Genomic DNA, 15,827 nt, shown 5'->3' on the forward strand with positions numbered 1-15,827 from the left:
CAAACAGAATGCTATCGCTGCATAGTTGAACAGTGATGTTCAGCAGTGTTCAGCGTAAATGTATCAGCCTCGTATCCTCTCCACCAAAATATCCAAAATCTTCGTGATGGGGCCAAGTCAACCTGCTTTTCTCGACAACAGTGCTAGGATTTGTTGATCGAAACAGTGGCACCATGTCCCCAGAGATCCCGACCGGGCCAGACAAAGACGGCCTCTGTCCAAGCGCAGCCTCGTTTGCCATACTGAAGAAAGATTGTAAATATTTGTTAACGCTATGACTGTCTCTGCTTTGGATCCCGCCAACCCCGCCCGTTTACAGGAGATCGCTCAACGCTTGCGCAGCCCGCGTTCTGCAGACCGGATGGTGGCCTTGGCCCAGTTGCGGGATGTGCCGGCAGAGCAGGCGGTGCCGCTGATTTTGCAGGTCATCGACGATGAGAACCTGCAGGTGCGCTCTTTTGCCGTCTTTGCCCTGGGGATCAAGCAAACGGACGCCTGTCTGCCCAAGTTGCTGGAAATCCTCACCCAAGACCCGGACTACGGCATTCGCGCCGACGCGGCAGGTGCCCTGGGCTACTTGGAAGATCCGCGGGCTTTTGAAGCTTTAGTGCGTGCTTTCTACGAGGATGTAGAATGGCTGGTGCGCTTCAGTGCCGCGGTGGCCTTGGGGAACTTGAAGGATCCGCGGGCTTACGAGGTGCTTCTGCGAGCCTTGGATGGGCCGGAGGTGTTGCTGCAGCAAGCGGCCATTGCGGCTTTGGGGGAATTGGGGGATCCGCGGGCCCTGGATCACATCCTGCGGTTTGCCCAATCAGAAGACTGGCTGGTGCGGCAGCGGCTGGCCCAGGCCTTGGGCAATTTGCCTTCCCCCAAGAGCGTTTCTGCTCTCAACTACCTGGCCAGGGATCCCCACGATAGCGTTGCGGCGGCGGCTCTGGATTCGCTGCGGCGCTTGCGGCAAAGGGGCATCTCAGAAACCACCCCTGAGAAGGGATCCGGGCCAGCCAATTCTGAGGAAGGCTAAAGTAAAGATCCCGGCTCAGCTTGTTCCGGGTTCCCCAATTCCCAGAGAGAGGCTTCCTCTGTTTCCGGCTGAGCCTTTCTTTTCCTAGGATCCCTTGTCTCAATGGTTATCAGCCCCCACTCATCGGTTTCACCTGTTGCATCCCCGTCGCGGCCCCGCATTGTGGCGGCCCTTTCTGGGGGTGTGGATAGCTCTACGGTGGCGGCCCTTTTGCAGGAACAGGGCTACGCCGTGGAGGGGGTCACCCTCTGGCTCATGAGGGGGAAGGGGCAGTGCTGTACCGAAGGCTTGGTGGATGCGGCAGCCATTTGTGAGCAGCTGGGGATCCCGCACCATGTGGTGGATAGCCGCGAGCTGTTCCAGGCCAACATTGTCGATTACCTGGTAGCCGGCTACGCGGAGGGCATTACTCCCCTGCCCTGCTCCCAATGCAACAAGCTGGTGAAATTCGGCCCGTTGCTGGCCTATGCCCGCGAAAAGCTGGGCATCTCGCAGATGGCCACCGGCCACTACGCACGGGTGCGCTTTAACGCCGGGCTAGGACGTTACCAACTCCTGCGGGCGGTAGATCGGCAGAAGGATCAGTCCTATTTTCTCTACGGCCTCAGCCAAGAGCACCTAGCCCATAGCCTCTTCCCCTTGGGCGAGTACACCAAGGCCCAAACCCGTCAGTTGGCTGCCCGCTACGGGCTGGTTACAGCCGACAAGCCCGAAAGCCAGGATCTCTGCTTGATTGAAACCTATGGCTCGATGCGGAGCTTTTTGGATCAGTACCTTGGGCAAAGGCCAGGGGAAATCGTCGATACCCAGGGGCGAGTGCTGGGATCCCATGAGGGCATCCACCACTACACGGTGGGCCAGCGCAAGGGGTTGGGGATTGCCTCTTCCCGTCCGCTTTACGTGGTGCGCATCGATGCGGCCATGAACCGCGTTGTCGTGGGGGAACGGGAGGAGGCTACCCAGGCTGAAGCGTGGGTAAGCCAAGTCAACTGGGTCTCTATCCCGGCGCCGACGGCATCCTTGGCTGTTGAGGTTCAGGTGCGCTACCGTACCCCCCCAGTGCCCGCCATGGTGATCCCGGAATCGCCAGAGCGGGTAAAGCTGCAGTTTGCCGAGCCGCAGTTTGGGGTCACTCCTGGCCAAGCCGCCGTCTGGTACCACGGGGATCTCCTGCTGGGGGGAGGGATCCTGGAGCGCCCTTCTCCCTAGGCCAACTGCAACTTCCCTCTCGCCAGGGGGGAAGGATTGGGGGTGAGGGCAAGCCAAACTACGCTGCTTGCGCTTGCAGCTGCTGCAGGGATCGGAACAGGAGCACCGTGTAGACATTGAAGATAGGCGTGACTGCCGTGAAAGCGACAAACCCGACCACAACTGCTAAGAGAGCTACCACAGGCGCCCAAACCAGAAGCGCAAGTCCTATGATGTCGGTATTACCCCCAGTTACAACTGCAGCTAGGGTAGCTCCCAAGATCGCCACAACAAAAGGCAAAAGCAGGATTGAGATGCCGAAGATCAAAACCACGACCAGGAATGCCCAAAACACCCCCCACCAACGGCCCCTGACGAGGTTCCAACTGTAGCCCAACCCTTCTGTGGCACCCTTGTCCTCCAGGGCAATTGCGCAGAGGGTGAAAGCTAGCCTTACCCGGCAATAGATGCCGGGAAACACAAACAGCTGCATCCCTAGTGAGGAAATCAGATTCACCAGGAGGCTGCCGAATATCAGAGGCACTGCCTTAGAGAAAGCCTGATCCAAGCTATTGCCCAGCAAGGGAGTTCGCTGCTTCAAGTGCTGATCCACCAGCCAAAAGGCTGCTCCTGTCAAGATGGGCGCGCCGACTAGGACACAGGCCAGGAGGAGCAAGGAGAGGATCATCCCGAGGGAAGGTGAGGTCAGACCTACAACGAAGAACGCGATATGGCTAGAAGAGGTCAGGATCAGCAGCGGCCAGTAGATGGGACCTACCAACTCAAACGACCGCCGCAAGAGCAGAATCGGGCTAAGGGTGGCGCTTTGCATGGCAGAGGGATCCTCGTGGGCAGCCCAGTCCACCCCCTTCATACCACGGGATCTCACCTAGGACATCTTGGGTTGAGCCGAAATCCCAAAAAGGGATCCCTTCTCATCTCAAAGCTAGGCACGGGGAGCACCCTTTTTGCTATCCCCAATGGGGGCAAAAGCGGAAACTAGGAGGCTGCTTGCCCCTTCAATCGTTGCAGGGATCGGAACAGGAGCACGATATAGGTCCAGGCAAGTGGCGTAACTGCTACCCCCCCGACCACCCCAGGCACCAACCCAAGCACAGTCCCATCAAAGCCGAGGATCGAACCTAAAACTCCTGCAAAAACAACACCTGCAAAAACAACAAAAACAAAAAAGACAACAGCCAAAATCAAACCTGGAACCACAAGAGCCCAAAACACGCCCCACCAACGACCTTTGACGAGATTCCAACTGTAGCGCAGCCCTCCTGTAGTTCCTTGATTTTCCAAGGCAATGGCACAAGGTGTGAGGGCCAGCTTAACCCCTACATAAATGCCTGGAATGATCAGAAAGATGGAGGCAAGGGAAGAGAGGAGTGCTGCTAAGAGGGTGCCCAGAACTAGAGGCACTGCCTTCGAGACAGCTCGGTTGAGGCTGTTGCCCAGCAGGGGAGCTTGCCGCTTCAGGTGCTGATCCACCAGCCACAAGGCTGCTCCGACTAGGATCGGTGCAACAACAATGCCATAGGCCAGTTGGAGGATCCCCCCGAGAAGCGGGATCAGCTCCGCAACGATGGGAATGACAAAGCCAGGAGAAGCCAGGATCAGCAGCGGCCCATAGATAGGGCCTACCAGTTCCAGCGAGCGCTGCAAAAGGGAGAAGGGGTTGAGGGTAACATTCTGCATGACAGAGGGATCCTCGTGGGCGACCAAGTCCACCCCCTTCATACCACGGGATCCCAGCTTTGTTGCTAGGAATAGGCTTAAGAAAGTCTGTATTGCTTTGTACAGATTTACGCCGATTTTTGGAGAATCCACGCCGCTGCCTGTTCGCCGCTGCGCAGGGATCCCTCGAGGCTGCTCTGGTGGGTGTATTCCCCGGCCCAAAGGAGGCCCGGCAGGCCGCTAAAGGTGGGAACCAGATGCTGCTGAAAGCCGGGGGGTTGTACAAACTGGGCAAAAGGGATCCGGTACACCCGCAGCAGGCGCAGTTGCTCCAAGGGGGCTTTATCGCTACGCGACGCTGCCGCGACGGGGAAGTAAGTTTGCAGCTCGGCCCGGCAGGCTTGGGCCAGTTCCTCGTCCCTCAAGGGGGGATCCCCTAGCACCACCACCGAATACAGGTGTTGGCCAGGAGGAGCCAGCGCCGGGCTGATGCGGGTAAGTTGGACCCAATGGTTGATCCAGCCCTGGCCGGTGGCGTTGAGGTACAAGTAGGCGCCGCGGCTGAGGGAAAAGGGGGCGCAGAAGTAGAGACAGGTCACCGCTCGCCCCTGGGTGGGAATGGGGGTGGGGGCTTGAGGGCACAGCTCCGCCTGCCAGGCCCGTGCCTGAGGGGCATCAGTAGCACAAACTACCCACTCGGCAGGGATCTCTTCACCCTTGGCGGTGCGGATCCCGCGCACTTTCCCGTCTTCTGCCAGGATGCGCTCCACCGGGGTTTGGTAGCGAATCTGTTCGGGGGACAGGTGACCGGCCAGTTGTCGGGCCAGTTCTCCCATGCCCAAGGCCGGGGTGACAATGGATCCCTCGGCCATCATCTTGAAATAAAAGGCAAAGAGGCGGGCGCTACTGCCCAGATCCGGATCTAGAAGGATCCCGCGGAAAAAGGGGTAGAAAAAGTGCTGGCAGATCTGTTGGGAAAAGCCGTACTGCTCCAGAAACTCCCGCAGCGAACAATCGGATCCCCCTAGCCCTTCTTGAAAAACCTGCTCCGGGCTGCGGCGCGCCAGCTCGGATCGCAATTGCAGCACCTTGAGCTTGTCCCCAAAGCTGGCCAAGGGGTTGAGCAAAGAGGGGAGAAGGCTGGACAGATCCCGTAGGGGATCCCCCAACAGCCAGCAGCGACCGGGTTGAGCCAAAATAGCGCCGGGCCGGTAGGGACGGGGATCGAGCTTTCCCAGATCCAAATGCTGTCGCACTTTGGGATAGGCGGTGAACAGCACCTGAAAACCGCGATCCAGGCGAAAGCCATCCACCTTGTCGGTACGCACCCGCCCCCCAGGGCCATCGCTTTTTTCCAGAACCAGGACATCCCTCCACCCCGCCTGGCTCAGCACTTTGGCGCAAGCCAAGCCGGCCAGCCCCGCCCCAATGATGACAGCTTTGCCCATGCTCTGCCGGGATCCCTTCTTCGTCGAGTATTTTATCTGCTTGGATCCCACTAGGGCTGAGCTGGGTCGGCTGGCCCCCAAATGCGAATTGAGCCATCGGCGCCACCACTGAGAAGGGTCTGCCCATATCGCTGCGCGACGCTTCCGCGACCGGGGCCAAACAGCAAGACGCTCACCATCCAAGTCTGGCCGCCCAGGGTGCGCAACTGTTCTCCGCTGCGCAGATCCCAGAGCTTGATCTGGTGAGCGCGGTAATCGGTGCCGCTGGCGAGCAAGCGGCCATCAGGGCTGAGGGCAAGGGCGGCCAAGCCGGACAAAGTCTGGGGCAAGGTGCGCTCCAAGGATCCCGTGCCCAAGTTCCAGACCAAGATGCCACCGGTACTGCCAGCGAGCAAATAGCGGCCATCTGGGCTCAGAAGCACCTGCTCGATGGGGTAGTCGGCCTTTAGGGTTTCCAGCAAGGCCCCGCTGCCAGGATCCCAAAGGTGAACGGTGGGATCTCCATTGGCGGCCACCAAGATCCAAGGGGGGATCCCTTCAGATTGGTGGGAAGTATTCATACGGGTAGGTCTTGGGCCAAAGGCCACTGCTGTAATGCCAGCCCTCTGAGGGGTCTCCTGGGCGGCAGCAGTGGGAGGCGCCAGGGTGCGGATCAACTGGCCGTTGTCGGCCTGCCAAAGGCGGATGGTGCGGTCGGCGCTGCCACTGGCAATCCAACGACCATCGGGGCTAATGGCGACACTGTTGATCAACCCGGTGTGCCCTTGCAACTGCAGCCGCGCCAGCACATCCCCAGGCGAGAGAGCCGGATCCCCCAGGGTCGCCAGATCCCAGACCCGTACCGTCTTGTCTGCCCCCCCACTCACCAAAAAGGTACCATCTGGGCTGATGGCCAGTGCCTCAACGGATCCCTCGTGGCCTGCCCAGCTCTGGAGCAGTTGGCCAGCCTGGGGATCCCAAAGCCGGATCACGCCGTCGTCTCCCCCGGCAGCAAGGAGATTTCCATCCGGGCTGATGGCCAGAGCAGTGACGGCGACAGGGCCTTCCAGCGTAGCCTTGAGCTGCAAAGACTTGGCCCAGTCTGCCGGGTCGTTATCGCTACGCGACGCTTCCGCGACCGTGACGGCGGTGGGGACGGAGGCATGAGAACCGTTCTCGCGAGTAGGACGGAGTCCCAGGCCGTTGCGCTTTGCCGGGCCAGAGGATCCCGTTCTCGTGAGGGGGACAGAATCCTTGGGCTCCCCCCGCAGGCCAAGGTTCGCCCTCATCTGCCATACCCCTGCCACCGTCAACGCCAGCAAAGCCGCCAAGCTGCCTCCTGCCCAAACCGGTGGGATCCGGAGACGCGCCCGCAGCGATACCGGAGAACGCGGTGGGGTGGTTGGCTCCTGTAAGGGCTCGGCGGCGACAGGGCTGGGCTGGGACAGGAGTTCGGCGGCAGGGGGGCTCTCGGCGGGGGGCAAAGCCTGCAAAGCGGCCAGAGCTGCTGTTGCTGAAGGAAAGCACTGTTGTGGGTTGCAGCTCACCAAACGATCCAGAAAAGCAGCAAAAGGAGCGCTAGTAGAGGCCAGATCGTGCCAGCGCAACTCCCCCGTCAACGGGTCGCGAAACAGCTTCTGGGGCGGGATCCCGCAGAGGGCCTGCAGGGCAATCAGCCCAAGAGCATAGAGGTCGCTGCAATGCCTGGGGCCATAGGGGTTCCCGAAGCCAGAGCCGGAAAAAGCCAGACCCTGTTCCTCACCCCCCCACTTCAACAACACCCATCGGCCATCCGCCTGACGGTAGATCAAGCGAGAGGGCTGCAGGTTGCAGCAGCTCACCCCTTCCCCATTCAGGAAGGCCAAGGTTTGCAGCACATCCTGCAACAAGGCTCGTACCTCAGCCTCTGTCCAGTCGTGCCCCCAATGGCAGTGCATTTGGCGGGACGGAGTCGTTAGCTGGCCCCTCTCGGTTGCGTTACCTAGCAATAGAGCTTGTTCCAGGGTGGGCCCTTCAACCCATTCTTCCACCCAATAAAACTCCCCCTCTTGCTCAAAGCAGGCCAACAGGCGGGGGATACCCTCGTGGGATCCCAGGTGCTCCCGCAGCGCCACTTCTTGCTGAAAGAGATGCCGTAGCGAGGCGGAGTCCTCACTGTGTTCGCGGTGCGGAGCATTTTGGCCGGCCTGCCAGCGTTTGAGCACCACCCGAAGCCGCTCAGGATGATGGCCATCCTGTGCCAAGTAGGTTTGTCCGCTGGATCCCAGTGCTTCCAAGATCTGATAGCGGCCACCCAGGGTCTGCCCTACCATGGGGAGAGTGCGAACCTTTTCCTTCCGACCCATCATGCCATAGCGACGTGAGACTCAGGCTAACCGTTCACCCTTGCGTTCACGGTGCGGAGCGCCTGGGTGGGATAGAGTCCTCGCCGCATCAGTCCTCCACCGCCATGGCTGAGGTGAGCAGAGCAAAAAGCGAAAGGGGATCCCGACAGCCGCTTTCGGTCAACTTTCTCCCTGGAGCAGGCTGAGTTGCTCAGCGACCTGGGGGATGTTGTTGCAAAACCTGCTTCAAATATCGCCCTGTATGGGATCCGGGGTGCTCAGCCACCTGTTCTGGAGTGCCAACGGCGATGATCTGGCCGCCGCGGTCGCCGCCCTCTGGCCCCAAGTCAATAATCCAATCAGCACAGCGGAGAATGTCCAGGTTATGCTCGATCACCAGCACGGTGTTGCCTGTATCCACCAGCCGTTGCAGGACGTTCAAGAGCTTGTGGACATCGTAAAAAGACAAGCCGGTGGAGGGCTCATCCAGCAGATAGAGGGTTTTGCCGGTGGAGCGGCGGGCCAGTTCTGCGGCCAGCTTGACCCGTTGCGCTTCCCCACCGGAGAGGGTAGGAGCTGGCTGGCCCAGCTTGATGTAATCGAGGCCCACATCGGCCAAGGTCTGCAGGATCTTGGCGGCAGGAGGCAGGGCAGCGAAAAACTCCAGCGCCTCCCCCACCGTCATATCCAGGACTTCGGCGATGTTCTTGCCTTTGTACTTGATCTGCAGGGTTTCGCGGCTGTAGCGGCTGCCCCCACAGACTTCACAGGTGACGTACACATCGGGCAGAAAGTTCATTTCAATCACGTTCACCCCCTGCCCTTTGCAGGCTTCACAGCGCCCCCCCTTGACATTGAAGGAAAAGTGGCCGGATGGGTAGCCTCTGGCCTTGGCATCCAAGGTTTGGGCAAAGGTTTGGCGGATGGGATCAAACAAACCCGTGTAGGTGGCAGGGTTGGAGCGGGGGGTACGGCCAATGGGAGATTGGTCGATGACGATCACCTTGTCGATGTGTTCGATGCCCTCAAGTTCTCCCATCTCCGCGGGTTGGGGCACCTTGTGTCCAAGATGGTGCTGCAGGGCAGGGTAGAGCAATTCGTTGACCAAGGTGGATTTGCCGGAGCCGGAGACGCCTGTAACACAGACCAACTTGCCCAGAGGGATCTCCACATCGATGTGCTTGAGGTTGTTTTTGTGGGCATTGGTGAGCTTGAGGGCAACCGCTTTCCCAGCCCGCCGCTGCGCAGGGGTAGGGATCCGCAGCCGCCCCGAAAGATAAGCTCCGGTGATGGAGCGCTCGCAGGCCATGATGTCCGCCAGGGATCCCTGGGCCACCACTTCCCCCCCGTGGATGCCGGCCCCAGGGCCGATATCGACGATGTGGTCGGCGGCACGGATGGTTTCTTCGTCGTGTTCCACCACGATCAGGGTGTTGCCCAGATCTCGCAGGCGAAACAGGGTTTGCAACAGGCGCTCGTTGTCCCGCTGGTGGAGGCCAATCGAGGGTTCGTCCAACACGTAGAGCACCCCCGTCAAGCCGGAGCCCATCTGGCTGGCCAGCCGGATCCGCTGCGCCTCGCCCCCGGAGAGGGTCATGGCCGGGCGGGCCAGCGTTAGGTAGTCCAGGCCCACATCCACCAAAAACTGCAGCCGGGTTTTGATCTCCCGCAGCACCAGCTCGCCGATCTGCACTTGTCGCGGGGTAAGTTTCAACTGCTCCAGGCGGTGCAGGCAGTCGCGGATGGAGATCTCGGTGAGATCGGTAATGCGGTAGCCGCCGATGCGCACGGCCAGAGCTTCCGGCTTGAGACGGGATCCCCCACAGGCGGAACAGGGACGGTAGGTGAGGTAGGCTTCCAGCTTTTGCCGATAGATTTCGGAAGTGGTTTCCTGGTAGTGCCGCTGCAATTGGGGAATCACCCCCTCATAGCGGCGATAGTACCACCGGCCTCGGTACTGAGATTCTACCTCGGCGATGTAGACCTCCTGGTCGGCGCCGTAGAGGATGATCTGCTGTTGCTGGGGGGTGAGATCACACCAGCGGCTGCTGAGGTCAAAGCCAAAAGCCTTGGCGGCTCCCGCCAACAAAGCCAGATAGTAGGGGTTCTCCCGCTCTGCCCAAGGGGCGATGGCCGCGTACAAGGGGAGCTTGGGATCGGGCACGATCCGCTCGGGGTCGAAGATGGGCTCAAAACCCAGCCCGTGGCAGACAGGACAGGCCCCAATCGGCGAGTTGAAGGAAAACAGGCGCGGCGACAGCTCGCCCATCACCGAACCGTGCTCCGGGCAGGCAAATTGCTCAGAAAAAATCAGCTCCGTTGGCTTGCTGTTCAGGTATTGCCCCGCCGACTCGGCCACCTTTTGCAGCAGCTGTTCTCGCTCCTCTTCCCGCGGCAGCAGCTCCACCACCGCAATTCCTCCCGACTGGCGCAGGCAGGTTGCCAGAGAATCGGCCAGTCGCTCCGCTATGTCGGGGCTCTTGACCAGCCGATCCACCACAACCTCAAGGGTGTGGGTTTTGTTTTTGGCTAACTCGATCTCCTCGCTCAGATCCCGCACCTGGCCATCGACACGCACCCGCACAAACCCCTGGTGTCGCAGGCTTTGTAACAAGTTGGCGTGGGTGCCCTTTTTTCCTTTCACCACCGGCGAAAGCAACTGAAACCGCGTCCGATCCGGCAGAGCCATGATCTGATCCACAATCTGATCCACCGTCTGGGGGGCGATCACCCGGTTGCAATGGGGGCAGTGCGGGATCCCAGCTCGCCCATACAGAAGCCGCAGGTAGTCGTAGATTTCGGTAACGGTGCCGACGGTGGAACGGGGGTTGTGGCTGGTGGACTTTTGATCGATGGAGATGGCCGGACTCAGCCCTTCGATGCGATCCACATCCGGTTTGTCCAGTTGCCCCAAAAACTGTCGCGCATAGGCGCTGAGGGATTCCACATAGCGCCGCTGTCCCTCGGCAAAGATGGTGTCGAAAGCCAAGGAGGACTTGCCCGATCCGGAGACGCCCGTGAATACCACCAGGCGATCGCGCGGGATCCGCAGGTTGACATTTTTGAGGTTGTGCTGCCGCGCCCCCACCACGTGAATTTCGTTTTGGCTGGACATCTCACCACCTTTTCGCGCAGCGTGTCACAGGCATCCCGTCGAGACCGGCGAGTAACAAAATCTTAACGATTCTTAGCTAACGATTCTAATGCTCTTCGCTTTGTCCAAAAGGGGATCCCAGCCGACCAGGGGACGACAAATCGGTAGCAAAAAAGACTTGGCTATGCTGGAAAAGATCGACCCCCAAGGGCCATGACCTGGACACTGCCATCCGTTCAAAAGGTGTTTGTTTACCTGTTGGTGGGGATCGCCTTCACGGCCCTTTGTCTGGGGGATCAGGCTCTGTCGCCACCGGTCATTGCCGTTTGCTTGGCCGCAGGGGCCTGCAGTTGGTTTTGGGAGCCGCCAAGGATTGCTTTTGCCCGCTATGCCCCCCTGTGGATGCCCCTGACGGTGGCGGTGTTGCTTAGCCTGCTGGCTTTGGTTATCTTTGGGATCCTTCCCTTTTCCGATGGGGCCATTGGCTTGGTGCTTTACCTAACGGGGGCCAAGCTGTTTCAGCGGGAACGGGCAGCCGATCACATCCAGTTGGCGGTGCTGTCTCTGCTGCTGATGGCCATTGCCACCCTGTTCAACGAAGACATCAGCTTTGGGCTGCTGTTTTTGCTGTACGTGGGGGTAGGGCTAATCAACCTCACCCTTTACCACCTGCGCCTGCAAGCAGAGCAGCACCCGCAGGCAGCCAGCCAAACCCGTGGCATCAACCTCAACTTTTTGGGCTTTCTCGGATCCCTGGCTTTGCTGGCGGTGATCCTGTCCGTGGCTTTGTTTTTCTTGTTCCCGCGGGTCAGTTTAGGAATTCTGGGTCGCCAGGCCCGCTCGCCGGTGATGACCACTGGCTTTGCCGAAGAAGTCAGCCTGGGAGCATTCGGCACCCTCAAAACCGATAACACCGTTGTCATGCGGGTGGAATTTCCGGCAGGGGTGCCGCCCCGTGTGGAGTCCCTCTACTGGCGCGGGATCAGCTTCGATCGCTACGATGGACGGGCCTGGTCGCGAACGCTAGACCGCTTCATCCCCATTTTCCCCAACGCAGCAGGGGTATTTGATCTCTCTGCCTCCAGCTTGATCCCCACTGCTCCCGACCTGCTGCTTCTCCCCTTGGAGCAGCTTATCTATCTGGAGCCGCTGGTCACCAACACCGTTTTTGGGGTGGCCCCGCTGGTGGAGATGGAATGGCTGGAGCGGGGCGGAGCAGCGACGGTGCAACAAGCTTGGCATCGGCAGAATCGCCGCCTCATCCTGAGCGAGACCGGAGATGTTGGCCATTCTCTGCCTCGGCAGGTGCCCCATCTCTACCGTGCCCGGAGCCGGATCCCAAGGGAGTTGGGCCCGCGCTTGCGCCGGCTGAGCCACGCAGAGCTGCTCAATGCCCTCGATGCGGTTCAACGGGAAGCCTATCTGCAACTACCGCAAGATTTGGATCCGCGCGTTCCGGCTTTGGCGGAGCAGATCACCGCTGGGATCCCTGACGTTTTCAGCAAGATGACCGCCTTGCAGAATTACCTGCTGGAGAACTATGCCTATACCACCGATCTGCCGGATCCCGGCCCTGAACCGCCTTTGGAAGCCTTTCTGTTCACCCATCGGCGGGGCCACTGCGAATATTTCGCCACAGCCCTGACGATACTGGCCCGCAGCATTGGCATCCCGGCCCGGATGGTGAATGGCTTTTTGGGCGGGCGCTGGGTGGCGCAGGAAAATTATCTGGCAGTACGCAATGCCGACGCCCATTCCTGGACGGAGATCCCCTTTGGCTCCTACGGGTGGATCATTTTCGATGCCACACCGGCAGAGGCCAATGTCAGCCGGCGGGAAACCTGGTGGGATCCCCTTCAAGATTTCTACGACAGCTTGCGCTTCCGCTGGTTTAAGTACGTCATCCAGTACGACCTATCCACCCAGCGGCAGATCTGGCGGCAGATCCAGGAGCTGGCCAGCCGCGTAACTGCTCCCCAGGAGCTGGAGGATGCCGGTGCTGGCTTCCGTCGCAGCCTGGTTGCCTTGGGGCAAACGCTGCAGCGGAATGGACTACCGCTACTGGGGGTGGTGGTGATCACCGGCTCTACGGCCTATTGGGGTCGCCGCCGCCGCTATCAGGCCGTGCGCTGGCAGGATGGGGGGTGGATTCTCCTAGCCACTGCCGGCAATGGGGTGGTGATGGGATCCCTGTGGCAGCCTCCGCCCCCCTGGCCCACCTGGATGGTTGGCCTCTTGCTACCGAGTCTGGCCTTTGCTGGGATGCGCTGGATCCCGGCGGCTCTACCCAAGTCGCAGCAGCGCCGCCAGCTTATCTCAAGGCTTTATCTGCAACTGCGGGATCTGGCGACGGCGGTGGGGATCCCAGCCCACCTAGGCCCTGAGGCCTGCCTGGAACACTTGCGCCACTCCGACTTACCACAAGCCCAGGTGGCCATCCAGTTCTTGGAGCGCTACCTGGAGGTTCGCTTCGGTGGGATCCCGTTGGAGGCGGGCGAATTGCAGCGCTGGCAGCAGCAATTCAGACAGCTTAGGCAAGCATGGCAGCCACTGGCCAAAACCCCCAGAAGAGCCGCCTGACCAGAAGGACGGCTATGCCCTGGAGCAAGTACCCCAAAAGCCCTGCGAGAAACCTTGACAGTTATGAGATAGTTAAGAGATAGTTAACAACAGTTATGGACCCTGTAAGCTGGCCTGCCAGAATAGCGGGATAGGAGGCGGCGTACTCACTTTGGGCACGTCGCACACTGGTAAGTTGCTCTGCCCTTGCAAACTCGTCCGAAGCTGTGTTACGTTTCTAACGTTCAGCTTCGAACGAGCAAGGGCGTGTTAGCTATGCGTAGCTATTCTTTGAGGGCGGCTTTGGCTGCAACTTTGTGTCTGCTGTCCTCGTCAGTTTTTTCCTCTAGTGTGGCTCAAGCGGCGCCTAAGCCAACCGGCAACGGTGCAATCTTCTTTCACCCAGATGGAACCTCAGCTTCCCACTGGGACATTACGCGCATTCTCTACAAGGGCCCAGATGGCTTCTTGAACTGGGATCGTCTCCCCGTGATTGCCCCCTATCGCGGGCACCTTCTTGACCAGCTTGGAGGAACTTCCAACGCCGGAGCGGTGATCCATGCCACAGGAACTCGTGTCCACGCCAAGAGCTTTGGGTTGGATCCGGACGGCAAAGAGTACCCCTCTGCCAACGGCACCCTGAACACGATCATGGAAGAGGCTGTGGCGGCAGGCTTGGGTACGGCTCTGGTGCAAACGGGATCCATCATTGAGCCGGGGACGGCTGCCTTCGTTGCCGAGGCTGCTAAGCGCAGTGATTACGAAGAAATTGCCCTGGAAGTAGTGGAGTCGGGGGTAGACATCATCCTCGGCGCTGGCGAGGAATGGCTGCTGCCGGAAGGTGTCCAGGGCCGCTTTGGCCAAGGGAAGCGCAAGGATGGCCGCAACCTGATTGAGGAGGCCAAGAAAAAGGGGTACGCCGTTGTCTACACCCGCGACGAGCTGCTCAAGCTGCCGGCAGATGTCTCTAAGGTTTTGGGGGTGTTCAACGTCGAGGACACCTTCTACGACAAGCCTGAAGAAGAGTTGCGGAAAGAAAACTTGCCCAACTACATCGCCAGCGCCCCCACCATTGCCGAGATGACCGAATTTGCCCTGGCGCGGATCTCCCGCAATCCTAAGGGCTTCTTCGCCGTCATCGAAGAAGAGGGCACTGATAACATGTGCAACAAACTCAATGCCTCTGGCTGCCTGGAGGCCATGAAGCGGGCCGACGATGCCATCGGGGTGATTCTTAACTTCATTGAGAAGAATCCCAAGACCTTCATGATCACCACCAGCGACAGCAATGCCGGTGGCATGCAGTTGGTGGATGTCGAGTCCGCCGATGAGCCGCTGCCCCCTACTGACCCCGAAGGCAGTGGTGCCCCCATTGACGGAGTTGACGGCACCGGTAGCAAGCCGTTTATTTCTGCTCCTGACAAGAATGGCAAGCGCTTTCCCTTTGCCGTGGCTTGGGCTAGCGGAGATGACGTCGGCAGTGGAGTCATTGCTCGCGCTGCGGGCTTGAACGCCCAAGAGTTGGTGCCGACCACCGGGATCCTGAACACGGACATTTATCGGATTCTCTACTTCGTGCTCTTCGGGGAGCGCATCCCCAGCGAGCTGAAGCCCTAGTGTCTGCTGTGGTCACCTGCCTTGGGCGGGTGTTTGCCCCACAAGCTCTGTCCGTCACGGGGGATCCATCCAGTGGATCCCCTTTTTTTATGAGAACCACATAACGGCGAAGGGGCTAGCTCAGCAAAGCAGATAGACGTAGTTCATTTTGCGTTAGAACTGTACTACAGTGGGCTATCATGGAGCCGAGACTGTCCTTTGGGTTTGAGTTTGTTCCACCAACGCGAACTGCGATCTTCAACCATGCCCACTCCCGCTGACTCCTCTCCATCCCCCCTTCTCCAAAGCGACGAGGTTCTCAAGCCTGAGGACTCTGTTCCGCTGAGGGGGACGGTATTGGCGGCCCGTGAGCCTTTTTTGGGGCTGTTGCGGGATCTGGCGCGGGCCTACCAAGCTTTTGAAAATTACGCCGGGGTTCACATTCGGCAAATGGGGCTGACGGCCCCCCAATTCGATGTGTTGGTTACCCTTGGCAATACCCCTGGGATGACCATGAATGTCTTGGCCCAAAAAACGCTGGTGACCAAAGGGACACTGACCGGCATTGTGGATCGCCTGGAACAAAAAGGGCTGGTGCGCCGGGAAGTGCCCCCGGAAAACCGACGCTGCTTTAAGGTCGTGCTGACAGAAGCGGGGGAAAAACTGTTTGAGGAAATTTTCCCGGCCCACGTCGCCTACTTGAAAGAGCGCTTCCAAAAGCTGGATCCCTCGGAGATGGCGCAGATCCAGGCTTGCCTTAAAAAACTGCAGGCTATTTTCTAGCGCTTTCAGCTAGAAATCGCAGGAGCCCCGCACTGTACCCGTAGGGTCAGTGCCGAGAGGAATGCGAGGTTACAATAGAACTATGACCCAAGTCCTGACCGTATCCTGCAAGCTCAAGGTGTCCCAGTCGCAAGCCGCCAAATTGGACGCGA

General features: G+C 59.6%; 10 protein-coding genes. 5 read left to right on the forward strand and 5 right to left on the reverse strand.

Annotated elements, in window-relative coordinates; translation table 11 throughout:
- The first annotated feature begins 274 nt into the window (after positions 1–274).
- Positions 275–1,024 carry a HEAT repeat domain-containing protein gene (locus NW840_RS09635; RefSeq protein ID WP_414329744.1) on the forward strand — a complete coding sequence of 250 codons (750 nt, stop codon included), beginning with the start codon at positions 275–277 and terminating at the stop codon, positions 1,022–1,024.
- A gap of 102 nt (positions 1,025–1,126) precedes the next feature.
- Positions 1,127–2,233 carry a tRNA 2-thiouridine(34) synthase MnmA gene (gene mnmA, locus NW840_RS09640; RefSeq protein WP_414343896.1) on the forward strand — a complete coding sequence of 369 codons (1,107 nt, stop codon included), beginning with the start codon at positions 1,127–1,129 and terminating at the stop codon, positions 2,231–2,233.
- A 58-nt stretch (positions 2,234–2,291) separates the two neighbouring features.
- On the opposite strand, the gene NW840_RS09645 is transcribed toward mnmA, so the two are convergent.
- From NW840_RS09645 to uvrA, 5 genes are all read right to left on the reverse strand, one after another.
- The gene (locus tag NW840_RS09645; protein WP_414343898.1) at positions 2,292–3,101 is read right to left on the reverse strand and encodes a glycerophosphoryl diester phosphodiesterase membrane domain-containing protein; all 810 of its coding nucleotides are present in this window, start codon (positions 3,099–3,101) and stop codon (positions 2,292–2,294) included.
- Positions 3,102–3,211: 110 nt separating this feature from the next.
- Positions 3,212–3,715, reverse strand: a complete 504-nt coding sequence (locus NW840_RS09650) for a hypothetical protein (protein ID WP_414343899.1) — start codon at positions 3,713–3,715, stop codon at positions 3,212–3,214.
- A gap of 305 nt (positions 3,716–4,020) precedes the next feature.
- The gene (locus NW840_RS09655; protein ID WP_414343900.1) at positions 4,021–5,340 is read right to left on the reverse strand and encodes an NAD(P)/FAD-dependent oxidoreductase; all 1,320 of its coding nucleotides are present in this window, start codon (positions 5,338–5,340) and stop codon (positions 4,021–4,023) included.
- A 50-nt stretch (positions 5,341–5,390) separates the two neighbouring features.
- Positions 5,391–7,631, reverse strand: a complete 2,241-nt coding sequence (locus NW840_RS09660) for a hypothetical protein (protein ID WP_414343901.1) — start codon at positions 7,629–7,631, stop codon at positions 5,391–5,393.
- 223 nt (positions 7,632–7,854) lie between these two features.
- Positions 7,855–10,758, reverse strand: coding sequence for an excinuclease ABC subunit UvrA (gene uvrA / locus NW840_RS09665; protein ID WP_414343902.1), 2,904 nt, complete (start codon positions 10,756–10,758; stop codon positions 7,855–7,857).
- Between the two features lie 192 nt (positions 10,759–10,950).
- On the opposite strand from uvrA, the gene NW840_RS09670 reads away from it, so the two are divergent.
- From NW840_RS09670 to NW840_RS09680, 3 genes are all read left to right on the forward strand, one after another.
- The gene (locus tag NW840_RS09670; protein ID WP_414343904.1) at positions 10,951–13,317 is read left to right on the forward strand and encodes a DUF3488 and DUF4129 domain-containing transglutaminase family protein; all 2,367 of its coding nucleotides are present in this window, start codon (positions 10,951–10,953) and stop codon (positions 13,315–13,317) included.
- Between the two features lie 255 nt (positions 13,318–13,572).
- Positions 13,573–14,913 carry an alkaline phosphatase gene (locus tag NW840_RS09675; protein ID WP_414343906.1) on the forward strand — a complete coding sequence of 447 codons (1,341 nt, stop codon included), beginning with the start codon at positions 13,573–13,575 and terminating at the stop codon, positions 14,911–14,913.
- Between the two features lie 243 nt (positions 14,914–15,156).
- The gene (locus NW840_RS09680; RefSeq protein ID WP_238376932.1) at positions 15,157–15,675 is read left to right on the forward strand and encodes a MarR family winged helix-turn-helix transcriptional regulator; all 519 of its coding nucleotides are present in this window, start codon (positions 15,157–15,159) and stop codon (positions 15,673–15,675) included.
- Positions 15,676–15,827 lie beyond the last annotated feature (152 nt).

Origin of the sequence: Synechococcus sp. R5-13 (assembly GCF_047462015.1) — a bacterium.
Classification (GTDB): Bacteria; Cyanobacteriota; Cyanobacteriia; order Thermostichales; family Thermostichaceae; genus Thermostichus.

What these genes read in the sequence shown, in the direction of transcription:
- NW840_RS09660 (WP_414343901.1), bottom strand. Translation starts at nt 7,631, where the DNA reads ATGGTAGGGCAGACCCTGGGTGGCCGCTATCAGATCTTGGAAGCACTG.
- NW840_RS09680 (WP_238376932.1), top strand. Translation starts at nt 15,157, where the DNA reads ATGCCCACTCCCGCTGACTCCTCTCCATCCCCCCTTCTCCAAAGCGAC.
- NW840_RS09655 (WP_414343900.1), bottom strand. Translation starts at nt 5,340, where the DNA reads ATGGGCAAAGCTGTCATCATTGGGGCGGGGCTGGCCGGCTTGGCTTGC.
- NW840_RS09670 (WP_414343904.1), top strand. Translation starts at nt 10,951, where the DNA reads ATGACCTGGACACTGCCATCCGTTCAAAAGGTGTTTGTTTACCTGTTG.
- uvrA (WP_414343902.1), bottom strand. Translation starts at nt 10,758, where the DNA reads ATGTCCAGCCAAAACGAAATTCACGTGGTGGGGGCGCGGCAGCACAAC.
- NW840_RS09635 (WP_414329744.1), top strand. Translation starts at nt 275, where the DNA reads ATGACTGTCTCTGCTTTGGATCCCGCCAACCCCGCCCGTTTACAGGAG.
- NW840_RS09675 (WP_414343906.1), top strand. Translation starts at nt 13,573, where the DNA reads ATGCGTAGCTATTCTTTGAGGGCGGCTTTGGCTGCAACTTTGTGTCTG.
- mnmA (WP_414343896.1), top strand. Translation starts at nt 1,127, where the DNA reads ATGGTTATCAGCCCCCACTCATCGGTTTCACCTGTTGCATCCCCGTCG.